Consider the following 16,153-nt stretch of genomic DNA (forward strand, 5'->3'; position numbering starts at 1 on the left):
TTAACAGCTCGTCTCGTCTAGATCTTTGGTTATATAAAAAAACATTAGTTAATTATAACAAATATCAACTAACAGTTTTAGTTAAGTATGATTTTCAACATATGGGAGAATTAATATAGTAAAGGAGGGACGAATATGAACAATAATTTAACTGAACTAGAAGTTGAACATTTACGTAGCTTAATTGGTGGCCATGGGAATGTCGCAAAAAAATTAGAAGCCTATGCAGCAAGTTGCACGGATCCGGAGTTAAAAGCAATCTTAGAAAGAGATGCACAAGCAGCAAAGCAGGCACAACAGGATTTAATATCCTATTTAAACTAAGGAGGCTAAACAATGTTTCAAGATAAAGAAATGGTCAATGATTATCTTGCTGGACTAAATGCAAGTTTAACAGGATATGCCAATATTATTGCACAAACAAATAATTCTGAACTTAGACAAACATTAATTCAGTTGCGAAATCAAGATGAATCCCGTCAACGAACTTTATATAGCTATGCCCTTCAAAAAGGACACTATAAACCTGCTGCGCAAGCATCAGAGGAAGTAGTGCAACAATTGAAGACCCAATTGATAAATGAAATGCAAAATAATTAGTTAATCGAAGCCGAACAAATGATTCGGCTTTTTTATTTAGGTTGAATTGATTGAATGGATAAAAGAGGTTTTTTACAACCTTAGAATATGGTAATAGGTTCTTCTATTTCCTTTAATTCGTATAAAAATAGATAAACTATTAACCAATTAAACACAAGCTAGAGGCATTTGTATGTTACATTAGCTTGTGTTTGTAATTTTAAGAACATATTTAGTTTCAGAGGAGTTTCAATTGAAGTTTTATTTGGTAAAAAAATTATTAAATATAACTAAATTACTATCAAAATTAGAAATTATTGTAATTCCATATGTTAAATAGTGTCATAATTTGTTATAATAGGCGAGTATTATAATGCTCTCATCGCTAAAGGAGTGTATCAAGATTATTAGAAAATCAATTGCAGTTTTATTCCTATTCCTTCTTGCAGCCTGTAATAACAACATTGAAAAAGAAGAAAATAACATTAATGAATCTACAAGTGAAACTAAAGAAACTGAAATAGTAGAAGAAGTTGAGCTTACTGTTCCAAAAGAACCCGATATCTATACAGCCACCGTTTCTGCAATCGGAGATATTTTAATTCATAATTCTGTTTATGAAGATGCCCACATTGCAGAAAATCAATATGATTTCTCCAAAATGTTTGAAGAAGTAAAACCGTATTTAGAAAGTGCTGATATTACAATTGCAAATTCAGAAAGTATTATTGGCGGACAAGATATCGGTTTATCAAGTTATCCGCAATTCAATAGTCCATACGAAGTTGGAGATGTATTGAAAGATGTAGGTGTTGATGTAGTTACTATGGCAAATAACCATACACTAGATCGTGGGGAACAAGCAATCATAAACGCTACAAATTATTGGAATAAGTTAGGAATCACATATGTTGGGGCAGCAACAAGCCAAGAAGAAGCTGAGACTATAAAAACCCTTACTGTAAATAATATTGTGTTTTCTTTTTTAGGTTATACTTATGGTACGAATGGGTTAAAAACACCTGAAGGTAAAGAGTATTTAGTAAATTATATCGATGAAGAAAAAATGACCGAAGACATAAAAAAAGCAAAAACAACATCAGATGTGGTCATTGTAAACCTCCATCAAGGAAACGAATATGCTCCATTGTTTAATGACCACCAAGAACACATTGCTCAGCTTGCAGCAGATCTTGGAGCTGATATAGTTTTTGGCCACCATCCACATGTTTTACAACCTGCAAAATGGTATACAGGCATTAATGGAAATAAAACGTTTGTTATACATTCTCTAGGTAATTTCATTTCAGGGCAAGATAAATTATATCGACAGATTGGTGCAATCATGCAATTAGATGTAACAAAGACAATTACGTATGACGAAAAAGATATTGAAACAATCTCTATTGATATTACCAATCCACAATTACTACCAACTTATGTTCGATTTGCAAATTGGAAAAATTACAAAATAATCCCAATGCATCAATTGACTAACGATGACTTAGATAATCATCAAGAAATTTATGAAGGGGTTAAAGAACATATGTCACAATTTGTTCCTGAAATACAATATATCGAAAATGTTACTTCAAAATAAGATGATCAAAGCACAGCACCAAGCAAAATCCGCTTGGTGTTTTTTATAAGTTGGAAAATATTAAGAATCGTAAAGACAAGTCCCATTAATAATTCAAATGAATTTTCACAAAATAATATCAAATTCATTTGGAGGCGTATTTGGTGGACCAACAGGAAATGAAATTTACAGTTGCAGGTACAAATATTACTGAGGTAAAAAAACGAAACAAAGAGTCAGGTCTTTCTTATAATGAGGTTTATGCATTACTTGCAAAAACTGGAGGTAAAGGAACATCGGTTTTTAGTGATACCAATGAGCAAGAAATAAGAAACAAATTGAATTAACACTAAACGATTTTCAAATTACCCCTACTACTGCACCTCACAATATTTGAGGTGCAGTTTTTTAATCTAAACAGAAAGAAAGGAGAATATTATGCCAATTCACTCGTATATTTTAAAGTATTTTGATGAACATCCTGATCAACGAATAAGTGGAGTTAAACAAGAGATCCAACTGTATGAAAGAAGACCATCGATATTCCATGTAGAAGATCAAATTCTCCAATTGGATGACTTTAAATTACCCATAAGAGTTTACACCCCAGAACAACAAGAACAATATTCATTATTAGTATTTTTCCATGAAGGAAGATTTATGAATGGAAATATAGAGGCGTCAGATATCGCATGCCGAATGATTTCCTCTTTTTCAGGACATAAGATAATTTCTGTAGATTATCCAGTTAATCTAGATAACGCCAACAATACATTTCAAACATGCTATGACGTAACAAACTCGATAATTCAACAAGCAAATTTATTCGGTGGTAATACAGCAGATATATCTATTTGCGGAGGAAGTATTGGGGCGACCATCGCAACATTAATTACCATTGAAGCGCTAAAACGAAATGAATTTTCATTTCAAAAACAAATTTTGTTTTATCCCATTACAGCATTTAAAGAAGAAATTGAAGATAGTGAATTCCTTTCAAGAAAAATGTATAACGGCAAATATGGAATCGATTTGAAAAACATTAACGGATTTTGCAATTCAAATCTTATATCTCCATTGGATACTGATCACTCAATACTCGCAAAAATGCCAAACACACTAATCTATACAGCAGAATATGACCCATTCAGCGATGAGGGTGAAGCATTTGCAGAAAAAATACAAACAAGTGGCGGACAAGTGAAATTAGTACGGTTTGACGGAAATATACATGGACTTATGCAAAGTTTTCCTGGCTCACCAGATTATATGAGAGGGTTTGAAATAACAACAGAATTCCTTTCAAATGAAGAAAAAGAAGTGCTAACCTAAATGGTGCACTTCCTTTTTTCATACATAAAGGTATCAAAAGACCTATATCTTATAATAATTCATTAATTGTATAGAAAAAAAACGAAAAAACTATTAAAATAGTATGTTAAAGTGATATAAAATATATTCTTTTCATGAAATGATTACCATTTCTATTAGAATGGAGTTGTATATATGAACCAACATATACAGACATTTGAAGATATCTCACAGTTTGCTAATATATTGAAAAGCGCATTTAATACTGTTAATGATATTTTTTATATAATGGAATTTAAAAACAATGAGTTTTATTATTATTTTGCTAATCAAGCCGGAAGAGGCCATTTAGATTATGAAAAAGATATGGCCGGGAAAACTTTTCACGAGGTTCTTCCAAAAGAAAAAGCAGATTTTCTAACAAGACAATATTTAAAATGTGTTAGACAAAAGAAAATTGTTACTTATAGTGACGAAGTAATTGTAGACCAACAAAAATATATTAAAGAATCGGTCTTAACACCTTTTACATATAAGGATCAATTTTTTATTGTATCGGTTGTTCGTGACGTATCAGAATATACCCGTAAAATTATCGAATTAAACCATATTAAAGAATCGATTGAAACAAACCAAGAGCGATTATCTTCCATTATTCATAATAATGACGATGTCATCTTAACATTAGACCAGGATGGATATATCTTAGATTCTAACTCTGCATGTATGAATATTTTTGGTTATTCACAATTAGAGATTGTCGGCCTTAGTATAGCTAAGTTTTTTAATAATGACCACTTAGATTTGTTATTTGAAAACCTAAAAATTGCATTGCAAAAAGAACAAGTCCAATTTGATACTTATATATACAACAAAAACGGTTCAGAAGTTCATATCCAATTAAAATTAATTCCACTTACAATAAAAGGAAAGGTAAGTGGAGTATATGGAATAGCAAGAGATATAACGAAAACAAAGTTAGAAATAGAAAAGTTACAAAAATCCAATAACCAATTGAATTCATTTCTAAATCACAATGCTGATCCTATTTACATTACTAATCTTGAGGGGAAAATTGAATTTGTAAATGATGCATTTGTTGAAATGTTTGGTTTCCACAAAGAAGATGTAATTCAAAAATATAACAAAATAATTCCTGATTGGTTAGTAGAGGATACAAAAGCATTGTATCAAGTTGCCAAAAGTGGCAAAAGTCTAAAAGACCATCATTTAATTAGGCAAAAAGAAAATGGGGAACTATTAGATATAAGTGTTACATTTTCGCCTATTTATAATGATTCATCTGATGAGGTTACTGGGATAGCAAGTATAGCAAGAGATATTACTAATTATAAGAAAAGAGAACTTACTATCTTACAAGAAAACCAAGATTTAAAATTACTATGGAAATACTCAACTGATGCTATCGTAATGTTTAATCAGTTGGGTGAAATTATTAAGGTCAATCCAATGTTTACGAATATATTCCTATTTGAAGAACATGAGCTTAATTCACTTTCAGACATTTACTTGGATTTTCAAAAAAATCAATTTCAAAAATTGATAAGAATTTTACAAGAAGAAAATGATTGTCTACAATTTGAAACTAAACGTATGAAAAAAGGTGGAGAAGTTGTAGATGTTCTTGCCACATATCGTAAAGTTGAAAATGGAGAAACGTTTGCTATTGCTACTTACAAAGATATAACAAAAGAAAAACAAATATATAAAGAGTTATCCAATAGTGAAGAAAAATACCGCAAAGTTCTCGATTCTTCACCAGAGCCATTAATAATTCATAACGGGGAGACTATTACTTATTTAAATAAAGCAGCTCTTAAATTAGCAAAAGCAAAAAAGGTTTGCTTTATAAAAGGGAAGCCCCTTCTTAATTTTGTCCACCCATCTAATAGAGAAAATGTTATTGAACGATTAAAACGTTCTAAAGAGAGTCAATTCGTTACAGAACCATCTATTGAAAAATTTGTAACCCTTGATGGAGAAACGATTCACGCTGAAATTTCTACAGCAGCATTTCAAGAACATGGACAAAACTATAATATTGTTATGCTTAGAGATGTAACTCAAAAACTAAGAGCAGACAATTCATTAAAAGAGAGTGAAGAACGATTCCGGATCATTGCTGAAAATACAAAAAGTATTATTAAGATTTTAACACCAACTGGAAAAGTTACTTATTGCTCTCCTTCTATAGAGGAAATCTTAGGAATTCCAGTATGGAATGAAATCGGGAAGTTTATATCAAGTAATATTCATTTTGAAGATTTTCCATTATTCGAGTCATCCATGGAAGAATGTATGAAATCTGGAAAAACGATAGCTCTCGAACTTCGTCATATACACCGCGATGGCTATGCGATTTGGTTAAAGTCACATATTACACCAATCCTAAACGAACAACGGGAAGTCGAAAAAGTTATCTTAATTTCAAACGACATTACAGAACTAAAACAAAAAGAATCCACACTTACACAAATGGCATTTTACGATTATTTAACAAACTTACCGAATCGAAGACTCTTCTATAAACAATTAGAACAAGCTATGTTAACAACTGACAAGACGGGGAAAGTATCTGCTTTAATGGTAGTAGACTGTGACAAATTCAAAATAATAAATGACACTTTAGGGCATGATGTTGGTGATGAGGTTATTAAAGAATTCGCTAATCGCCTAAAATTATCACTACGAAACAAAGATACTATCTCAAGAATCGGTGGAGACGAGTTTACTGTCGTTACACCAGAAATGAATAGTATCGAAGAAGTTAGTTATGTTGCTGAACGCCTACTGAAAAAAATGAGTGAACCTATTTATATTCAAGGTCATGAAATTAACCTAACTGCAAGTATCGGAATAGCTGTGTACACTCCAAACTCTTATAGTATGGACGAGTTATTTAGAAAAGCAGATAAGAGCTTGTACAGTTCCAAAGAATTAGGTGGCAATATTTTTACATTAGATTAAGAAAAGACTATTAGGATTAATTCCTAATAGTCTTTTTTGATTGCTCAATAACCCACAAAAATTACTAGGACCACTAAAATAGGAACTGATTCCTAGTGAAATAAGAAGTAGTGGTCATATTTTTCATTTCCTTTTAACTATAAACTGAGATTACTAACAAATATTCAGAATAATTAATATCATATTTTTCATTAGATACTTTTGATAGATCACAGAATTATAGGGGGGAACAAATTGGCATTTTCATTATTTCCTAAATTACTTAAAACAGTTGACTCAAAAAACAATCAAACCACATTTGACCTTAATAACAACTTAATGAATAAAAAGATGTTTGATACGATGTTTGAAAATCATCCAGATGCTGCATTTACTATTAGTACAAATAGACAAATCCATTTTTATAATGCAGCTCTTAGAAGTCTATTTAATAGTAATAATGAGAATTTTAAATCTATTTTTAACAATGGAATTGTAAACATCCATATAGTGAAGATGCATTTGGCTCAAGCTTTACAGGGCGAAGCGCAAACTTTTCAATTTGAGTATATTGATAAAGATAACAAAAAATTAGCCCTAGACGTTACGTTTGTACCTATATTCAAAAATGAGTACGAAGTTATGGAAATCTGTGGTATTGCAAAAGATGTTACAAAATATGCTGTAAACCAAAATGAGATTCTAGATATTAAAAATAAATTGGAACTAGCTCAAGAGACTGGAAAAATTGGCTCTTGGGACTACGATATTCTTTCGGATGAAATCTATTGGTCTGAACAATTATTTAAGTTAACTGGGAGAGAAAAATCTGATTCGTATCGACCTACATTAGACGAAGGTTTACATTATGTTCACCCTGAAGATCGCGAGAAGTATCGTAACGTGTTAAAAGATGCCATTAACAAATCTCAAGGCTATAATATTGAATATCGAATTATAAGAAATGACAATACGATTATTTATGTTTATGAACATGTAGAAATGATATATGGTGAAGATGGTAGACCCATTAGGTTAGTAGGAAATACTCAGGATATTACAGAAAGAAAACATGCAGAAAAGAAATTACAAGAGTCAAATATAACTATTGAAACAATCTATGAACATCTTTCTTTAGGAATCGTATCAATCGATATGATTACTCGAAGTACGATTATGGTCTCCAAAGGAATGGAAGGTATTACAGGTTATCCAAAAGAATATTTTTATACTCCTGAAGGGATGCAATCCTTAATCCATCCTGAAGACGTTCATAAATATATAGATGAAATGGCTAAACTAACGTTTGGTAAAACTTTAAGTTTTGAATTCAGAATAATACATATAAATGGAAAGCAAATTTGGATTCATGGGAAGATTTTACCGATTTTAAATGATGTTGATGCTGTTGTTCGTGTTGATGGAATCTTTACGGATATTACAGAACAAAAACAACACCAAGATGAAATTCATCAACTCGCATATTATGATAAACTTACAGGATTAGCAAAATCAGAATTATTTAACGAGAAGATTCAATCGCAAATAGATCTAAAAAATTCATTTTCAATACTATATTTAGAAATTGAACGTCTACGAAGTATTAATAATACATTAGGTCATGCAATTGTAAATAAGTTATTAATACAAATTACTCAAAGAATTCAATCCACTGCAAATCAGCCATTCTTTTTTGCAAGATTAGAAGGCAATGAATTTGGAATCATTGTTTGGGATTATAATCAGTCGAATTATCCTGAAAATTTCGCTAAAACAATTTTAAATAGTTTTGAAAATCCATTTATAATTGACGGTTTTGAAATTTATGCCTCAGCAAGTATTGGGATTAGTAATTTTTCTGAAGATGGAGAAACTGTCGAAGAACTACTAAAAAATGCAGATGCTGCATTACACCGCTCAAAATCTATAGGCAAAAATAGTTATCATATTTTTTCATCCAAATTAAATATTTCAACATACAAACAATACGAATTAGAAAGAGATTTAAGAAAAGCATTAAAAAATAACCAATTCTTATTATACTTCCAACCACGAGTTGATACTAAAACAAGAAGAATTGTGAGTGCTGAAGCGCTTATACGTTGGGAACATCCAATATGGGGAATTGTCTCTCCAGGTGAATTCCTTTTAATCGCTGAAGAAATAGGATTAGTCAATGAAATTGGTGACTGGGTGTTACAAAAAGTTTGTGAATATTTAGCTAATTGGAGAAAAGAAGGTTTCAAACTTGTGCCTATTTCTATTAATTTCATTGCTCAACGTTTCTTACGTAGCGATTGTATTGCAATGTTAACTAATACATTAAAAGAGTACAATTTGGAGTCATCACTTATTGAATTAGAAATAACAGAAACGTCAATTATTTATCATGAAAAAGAAGTAGAGCATATTTTGGCTCAATTGAAAGACTTAGGCATTAAAGTAGCTTTAGATGATTTTGGTACAGGCTATTCCTCTTTAGCACATATTAAAGATTTTACGATTAATACAATTAAATTAGACAAATCGTTTATTCAACAAATAGCTATTAAACCGGATGTTGAAATCATTATAAAATCATTGATTTTTATGGCCAAAGGTTTAAATATGACTGTAGTCGCAGAAGGTGTAGAAACACTTGAACAGTATGAATTTTTGAAACAACAAGAATGTACTGAAATTCAAGGGTATTTGTTTAGTAAACCTGTACCTGAACGAGATTTTATAAAATTGTTAAATAAATCCGCTTTGAAACCAATTATCCATTTCAACCAATCTGAAATGAAAGAAAAAAGGAATTTTTATAGAATACAATTAATTTTGCCACTAAAAGCTACTATGACAATCACATCGTTTAAAGGGAATGTTGTTAATCTAGGAAAATCAGAGATTACTATCGATAATATTAGTGCTGGTGGTCTTAGATTCTATTCTACAATCCAATTACCTGTGCGCCCAGATATTATTTATCAATTTGAAACGATCATCATGGGGAAAGAAGTTCAAGTACTTGGTCATATTGTTTGGAATGATGAAGAACACGATGGTGTATACGTGTACGGAGTGTCATTTAATATTGTTGAAAAAGAGCGCCAAGACTTACTTAAATTGTTAAATACCTTTGCGATAAAGCTTAAAAATAATGTGTTAGTTCCTAACACAAATTTCGTACACGAAGACCCTATTAGTTATATAAAAAAAGCTTACCAAGTATCATAACTTTTTAACTATTTTGAAGAATTTTGTTTTGATAAAATATTAATTATTTTATAGTACTTTTAATAACTATTATTTTTATTTAGTTCTTTAGGCTTACTAAATTCAGAAATTACCACTGAATAACATCCGACTATATACTCCCATCCGATCGTAAAATATGATATCCTATTACATAACTTTAGATTATCTATTTACTATGGGGTGTTATGTTGAATGGAAAATGGGAAAATAAATATATTACTAGTAGATGATCGACCAGAAAACTTATTAACATTAGAAGCTATACTTGATAGCGATGATTATTATTTGATTAAAGCGCAATCAGGAGCAGATGCATTGAAATATTTGTTAAAACATGATGTCGCATTAATTTTATTAGATGTTCAAATGCCAGATATGGATGGATTTAGTACAGCAAAAATTATTAAAGCGCGTGAAAAAACTAAACATGTTCCGATTCTTTTTATTACTGCCAATTCTTTAGATTCGGAACATGTTTTTATGGGGTATTCTGTAGGAGCAATTGATTATATTACAAAACCCTTTGACCCTATCATATTGGCATCTAAAGTTGCAAGATTTGTAGAAATATATAAATTAAAAAAACAATTAGAGATACAGTCACATGCACTCCTTGAAAAAAACAGCATGATTCAACATTTAGCCTACCATGATAGCTTAACGGAATTACCAAACCGGAGGAAATTTTATGAGCAATTGAACATACGTTTTAACGAAGCAAAAATTAAAAATCAAACTTTTTCTGTAATGCTCCTCGATTTGGATCGCTTTAAACATATCAACGATTCGCTTGGACATATGTTTGGCGATACGTTACTTCTAGAAGTATCGAAACGTTTAAAAGCTACTTCTAGAAATCAAGATTTAGTTGCGCGAGTTGGTGGAGACGAATTTTATATCATTTTACCAAATGCAGATCGTGAACTTGCTATTATGCTTGCGGAAAATATTCTTACTTCGTTTAAAGAACCTTTTGTAATTGATAAATACGAATTTTTCATTACTGCGTGTATTGGATTAGCTGTATTTCCTTATGATGCCGAAGATGTAAATACCTTAATTCAAAAAGCGGATGCAGCTCTTTACCGAGCTAAAGAACAAGGGAATAATAAATACAAATTCTTCCACTCTGGTATGAATATACAGTCTTATCGATCATTCCTATTAGTTAATGAGTTACGTAGAGCAATCGAAAATAATGAGTTTTTTTTAGTCTATCAACCAAAAATAAATATACAAACTGGGCAAGTAACTAGTGCTGAAGCATTAATTCGTTGGAAACACCCAACATGGGGATTAATTTCACCTAGTGAATTTATCCCTCTAGCAGAAGAAACTGGGTTAATTTTCGAAATTGATCAATGGGTTTTTAAAAATGTTTGTAATCAAATACAGCTTTGGAATGAAAAAGATTTTTTACCTATTAGAATTGCTGTGAATTTGTCAGCAAAACATTTTATAGAAAAGAACTTTATTCAAAAAATATTTCAAGTAATTGATGAAAATAAAGTGAACATGAAACAACTAGAGTTTGAGATAACTGAGACTGTCCTTTTAGAAAACGATGATTTTGTGAAAGACACATTAAAACAAATTAAAGACCTAGGAATTCATTTAAGTCTAGATGATTTCGGTACTGGCTATTCTTCTATATTCTATTTAAGAAATTTCCACTTTGACTCAATTAAAATCGACCAATCCTTTATTAGTGAACTACCTAATAACATAAATAATAGTATGGAAATTGTTGAATCTATTATAAATCTAGCAAAAAAGTTGAATATTACAGTCATTGCTGAAGGTGTTGAAACAGTAGAACAACTAGAAATATTGAACACACTTCAATGTGTAGAGGTTCAAGGATATATTTATAGTCCACCAATAACAAAAGATAACTTTGAACAGTTTGTAATGGATCATGATCATATTCTATTAACTGAAATAACGGATAATAAATCGCTAGTAAATGAATCTATAAATTCTAATCAACTAATGGAAAATGAAACAAACAGTGATGTACTACAAAAAGCAATTATTCAATTAAAAAGTGTGTACTCACTTTCTTCTAGGGAAATAGATGTTTTAGAATTAATTGTTGAAGGGTTAACCAATAAAGAAATATCTGAACGATTATATATTAGTGAACATACTGTCAAAAACCATATTACAAACATCCTTCATAAATTTGATGCAACAGATCGAGTACAAGTTATTTCAAGAGTGTATGAAGCATGTATAAAAGTAGAGAAGGTCTAATCCATTAGATCTTCGATCGGGGTGTGTATTTATGAAAATAAAAACTAAATTTCTACTAGGGTTTAGTGTTGTACCTCTGTTACTAATAGCAATCATTATATTTGCATTCATGCAACATAATGACCTAAATCAAATTAGTCAGAGGGTTAATCATAATATTGATTTAACTGTAACAGCAAATCAAATTAGAGCTGACGTAAAAGATGCAGGTATATCTCTTCGTAATTCAGTTGTTTTTGAGGATGAAGGAAACATAAAAGATGAAATTGAAAATGTAAAAATAGAGTTAGCAAATATCTCACAAGGAATATTAGATTTAGAATCTTCAGCATCAAGTAAAGAAGAATCCGATTTAATAGAAAGTTTGAATTTAATCAATACCGAATTTAATGAATACGCAAATACGGTGATTGGTTTAATTCTGGACGGTAATAGAAATTTAGCTATTCATACAATTGAAGAAAATGCTGGTAAAACGAGAACTCTTTTCACTGATACAATAGGTGAAATTACACATGAATATGATGAACATTTAACTACTTCAATGATTTCATCGATTGATAACTTTGAAAAAGGAAATATTATTTCGTTTTCTATCCTTGGATTAGGAATCGTACTCATCATTATTGGTTTAGGTAGCACAATGGTTAAAGCTTCAGGAAGACTAGATAGAATTTCGAATTTAATGACAAGTATAGCGAATGGCGATCAAGCATTAAATACAAATGTTCCAGTTATTAAACAAGACGAAATTGATACAGTAGCCATCTCATTTAATAAATTGACGGAATCACTTCAAAATCAAATTGAAAAAGAACAAGAACTCACTTGGTCAAAAACGAATATATCTGATATAACAACGAGTATTAGCGGTTCTTATGATTTAGAAACTCTAGGTAGTACATTACTATCAAAAGTGGTACCTTTAGTTAATTCTAGTCACGCTGTTTTATATGTACAGGAAAAAAGCAATGAGCAATCTTATAAGTTAGTATCTACATATGCACATAAAGAAAGAAAACACTTATTAAGTAAAGTTCAACCAGGGGAAGGACTAATTGGTCAAGTAATCTATGAAAAAAAACCAATTATTCTTACTGAAGTTCCAAATGATTATATTAAAATTTCTTCTGGTTTAGGTGAATCTACACCTACAACTATTTATGTATTACCAATCATCTTTGAAAATGATGTAAAAGCTGTAATTGAACTCGCATCTCTCAAACCGTTTACTGAAAAGGAAAAAACATTTTTAGAAGAACTAATACAAAATATAGGTATTGTAATTGAAAGTGTCCTAAGCAGAATTCAGTTAGCTAAATTATTAGAAGAGTCTCAAACACTTATGGAAGAAATTCAAGCCCAATCCGAGGAGCTCCAAAACCAACAGGAAGAATTAAAAGCTACAAACGAGGAGTTAGAATCCCAAACATATAACTTAAGACAATCTGAAGAAAAACTACAACGACAACAAGAAGTATTAGAAGAAACAAATACAGAACTAGAAGAAAAGGCAAAACGTTTAGAAGAACAAAATATTAAATTTGAAGAAACGAATAGATTAGTAGAAAAGGCAAAGGCAGAACTTGAGGTAAAAGCAGAACAATTAGCATTAAGTTCAAAATATAAATCTGAGTTCTTAGCAAATATGTCTCATGAATTACGTACACCTTTAAATAGTTTAATCATTCTATCTAAATTATTAGCGGATAACGCTAAACAAAACTTGACTTCAAAGCAAATTGAGTTTGCAAATACCATCCATTCTTCTAGCAATGATTTATTAAAACTAATTAACAATATCTTAGACTTAGCAAAAATTGAAGCAGGTAAAACTGAAATAATACCAACAGAAGTTTATCTTCCAAATATTATTGAATCAGTAGAAAACAGTTTCACTCCATTAGCAGAGAGTAAAAACTTAGCCTTTGAAATTGAAGTGAAAGAAGGTACTCCATTAACTATATACTCTGACGGTGATCGAATTCAGCAAATACTAAATAATCTATTGTCAAATGCATTTAAGTTTACAGACCAAGGTGGAGTAAAACTAGAAATTTCCTATTTGCTTTCTCTAAATACACCTACTTTCGCATTTACAGTACTTGATACTGGAATTGGCATTCCCATTGAGAAACAACAATTAATTTTTGAAGCATTCCAACAAGCAGATGGGACTACAAGCCGAAAATATGGTGGTACTGGTCTTGGCTTATCCATTTGTAAAGAATTAGCCGCGCTTTTAGGTGGAGAAATTACTTTGGAAAGCACAAATGGCAAGGGAAGTCGATTTACACTTTATGTAAGTCATTATGTAAATGCTGAGCACAACCATGAACAACTCTATGAAGCTGCAGCAACTTCACATGAAGTTATAAGTACGAAGAAAGTATTACAAAAACAAAATCCAAAAACAGTTGTGGATAAAATAAATCTAAATAGTAAAACATCAATGAATAATCAAATTAAGAGATTATTAGTCATTGATGATGATTTAAATCAAAGAAATAGTTTAATGGAATTAATAGGCGATATGGACTTCGTTATAAAAGCAGTTCAATATGGCCATCAAGCAATCGAGTTATTAAAAGTAGATAAATTTGATTGTATTATATTAGATTTAGGACTTGAAGATACAAGTGGATTTGAACTATTAAATAAAATTAAAGAAATCGATGTTCACAGTAAAATAAAAGTGATTATTTACACAGGTCGAGACTTAACTAATAAAGAAGAACTTTACTTAAGTAAATTTACACATACAATCATCATTAAAAATGAGTATTCACCAGAACGGTTGAAAAGCGAACTTGAATTATTTTTATTAGAAAGTAATAGTAAATCCAGTTTAAAGACAGATTTACCTGTTAGTTATGATTCAAATCTCTCTGGTAAAAAAATCTTGTTAGTAGATGATGATGTTCGTAATGTTTTTTCATTAACAAGTGTTTTAGAAATGACTGGTTGTGAAGTATTATTTGCAGAGAATGGACTAGAAAGCTTAAAAATATTAGATGAAAACGATGATATTGACCTTGTCTTAATGGATATTATGATGCCAGAAATGGATGGCTATGAAGCAATCGGACATATAAGAGAAAACTCAAAATTTAAGAATTTACCAATAATTGCATTGACCGCAAAAGCAATGAAAGAAGATCGTGAAAAGTGTTTAACAATCGGAGCATCAGATTATATTGCAAAACCAGTAGAACCAGATCAACTCATTTCACTTATCAAAGTGTGGGTATACTAGTTTTATAAGGATGAAATAAAGATGAAATATAATGAATCATTAACATCAGAACTTGAAACAAATGAAGAACTAGAAAAATTTGAAATTAATTTGTTAGTTAACGGTCTATTCGATTGGTGTGGTTATGATTTCCGAGATTATGCGTACCCATCCCTAAGAAGACGTATATTACATCGTGTACAAGCTGAGAAACTAGCAACAATTACAGAATTGTTGAACGAAATACTGCATGATACTGAATGTTTAAACCGATTAATAGATGATCTATCGATTAATGTAACCGAAATGTTTCGCGATCCACTATTTTGGAAAGAATTTCGCGAAAAAATTGTACCTTTTTTACGCACTTTTCCATCCATACGAATATGGCATGCAGGATGCGCATCAGGAGAAGAGGTCTATTCAATGGCTATTCTTTTAAAGGAAGTAGGACTTTATGATAAAACAAGAATTTACGCTACAGACTTTAATCCAGAAATATTAAAAACAGCCAAAAGCGGCTACTATCCACTTGAAAAAATGAAAAGGTACACACAAAATTACTTACAATCTGGTGGAGAATTTGAGTTTTCTCGTTATTATAAAGTAACTAATTCAGGTGTAAAATTTGATACTTCCCTTATGAAAAATGTTATTTATGCTCAACATAATCTTGTGACAGACAGTTCATTCAATGAATTCCATGTCATTTTTTGTCGCAATGTAATGATTTACTTTAACAAACCATTACAGCAAAAAGTTCATGGTTTATTTTATGATAGTTTAAGTATGTTCGGTTATCTTGGACTAGGTGATAAAGAAACAATTAGTTTTACTGAGTTTGAAAACCAATTTGATTCGATTAGTTTTAAACAAAAGCTCTACCAAAAAATTAAATAAGAACATATAAAACCACCAAATTTAGGTGGTTTTTCTTATGTTCTTATTGTCGTATTTACCTCATGTTTACTTGAATAGATAACATT

General features: G+C 30.6%; 10 protein-coding genes. All 10 read left to right on the forward strand.

Translation table 11 applies throughout. The features are described 5' to 3' along the window. The first annotated feature begins 135 nt into the window (after window positions 1–135). The 10 genes from CD29_RS08745 (at window position 136) to CD29_RS08790 (ending at window position 16,067) form a co-directional block, all read left to right on the forward strand. Entirely contained in the window at window positions 136–324 is a 189-nt protein-coding gene (locus CD29_RS08745; protein ID WP_036185501.1) for a hypothetical protein, read from the forward strand. Window positions 325–336: 12 nt separating this feature from the next. After that, window positions 337–600 (forward strand): spore coat protein, encoded by a 264-nt coding sequence (locus CD29_RS08750; RefSeq protein ID WP_036185502.1) that lies wholly within the window; start codon window positions 337–339, stop codon window positions 598–600. Between the two features lie 352 nt (window positions 601–952). Then, the gene (locus CD29_RS08755) at window positions 953–2,179 is read left to right on the forward strand and encodes a CapA family protein (protein WP_036185504.1); all 1,227 of its coding nucleotides are present in this window, start codon (window positions 953–955) and stop codon (window positions 2,177–2,179) included. Between the two features lie 143 nt (window positions 2,180–2,322). Next, window positions 2,323–2,505, forward strand: coding sequence for a hypothetical protein (locus tag CD29_RS08760; protein ID WP_036185506.1), 183 nt, complete (start codon window positions 2,323–2,325; stop codon window positions 2,503–2,505). 91 nt (window positions 2,506–2,596) lie between these two features. Continuing rightward, window positions 2,597–3,490, forward strand: coding sequence for an alpha/beta hydrolase fold domain-containing protein (locus CD29_RS08765; protein WP_036185508.1), 894 nt, complete (start codon window positions 2,597–2,599; stop codon window positions 3,488–3,490). A 174-nt stretch (window positions 3,491–3,664) separates the two neighbouring features. Beyond that, window positions 3,665–6,457: a sensor domain-containing diguanylate cyclase gene (locus tag CD29_RS08770; RefSeq protein WP_036185510.1), complete on the forward strand. Its 2,793-nt coding sequence runs from the start codon at window positions 3,665–3,667 to the stop codon at window positions 6,455–6,457. Between the two features lie 234 nt (window positions 6,458–6,691). After that, window positions 6,692–9,655 (forward strand): EAL domain-containing protein, encoded by a 2,964-nt coding sequence (locus tag CD29_RS19660; RefSeq protein WP_052124080.1) that lies wholly within the window; start codon window positions 6,692–6,694, stop codon window positions 9,653–9,655. A gap of 213 nt (window positions 9,656–9,868) precedes the next feature. After that, window positions 9,869–11,932, forward strand: a complete 2,064-nt coding sequence (locus CD29_RS08780; protein WP_052124081.1) for an EAL domain-containing protein — start codon at window positions 9,869–9,871, stop codon at window positions 11,930–11,932. A 31-nt stretch (window positions 11,933–11,963) separates the two neighbouring features. Then, window positions 11,964–15,188 (forward strand): response regulator, encoded by a 3,225-nt coding sequence (locus CD29_RS08785; RefSeq protein ID WP_052124082.1) that lies wholly within the window; start codon window positions 11,964–11,966, stop codon window positions 15,186–15,188. 21 nt (window positions 15,189–15,209) lie between these two features. Next, on the forward strand, window positions 15,210–16,067 hold the full coding sequence (locus tag CD29_RS08790; RefSeq protein WP_036185511.1) for a CheR family methyltransferase: 858 nt from the start codon (window positions 15,210–15,212) through the stop codon (window positions 16,065–16,067). Window positions 16,068–16,153: the final 86 nt, after the last annotated feature.

Origin of the sequence: Ureibacillus manganicus DSM 26584 (genome assembly GCF_000772945.1) — a bacterium.
Classification (GTDB): domain Bacteria; phylum Bacillota; class Bacilli; order Bacillales_A; family Planococcaceae; genus Ureibacillus; species Ureibacillus manganicus.

Bases quoted from the DNA above. Each gene is read 5' to 3' on its own strand.
- CD29_RS08745 (WP_036185501.1), top strand. From the start codon at position 136: ATGAACAATAATTTAACTGAACTAGAAGTTGAACATTTACGTAGCTTA.
- CD29_RS08750 (WP_036185502.1), top strand. From the start codon at position 337: ATGTTTCAAGATAAAGAAATGGTCAATGATTATCTTGCTGGACTAAAT.
- CD29_RS08755 (WP_036185504.1), top strand. From the start codon at position 953: ATGCTCTCATCGCTAAAGGAGTGTATCAAGATTATTAGAAAATCAATT.
- CD29_RS08765 (WP_036185508.1), top strand. From the start codon at position 2,597: ATGCCAATTCACTCGTATATTTTAAAGTATTTTGATGAACATCCTGAT.
- CD29_RS08770 (WP_036185510.1), top strand. From the start codon at position 3,665: ATGAACCAACATATACAGACATTTGAAGATATCTCACAGTTTGCTAAT.
- CD29_RS08780 (WP_052124081.1), top strand. From the start codon at position 9,869: ATGGAAAATGGGAAAATAAATATATTACTAGTAGATGATCGACCAGAA.
- CD29_RS08785 (WP_052124082.1), top strand. From the start codon at position 11,964: ATGAAAATAAAAACTAAATTTCTACTAGGGTTTAGTGTTGTACCTCTG.
- CD29_RS08790 (WP_036185511.1), top strand. From the start codon at position 15,210: ATGAAATATAATGAATCATTAACATCAGAACTTGAAACAAATGAAGAA.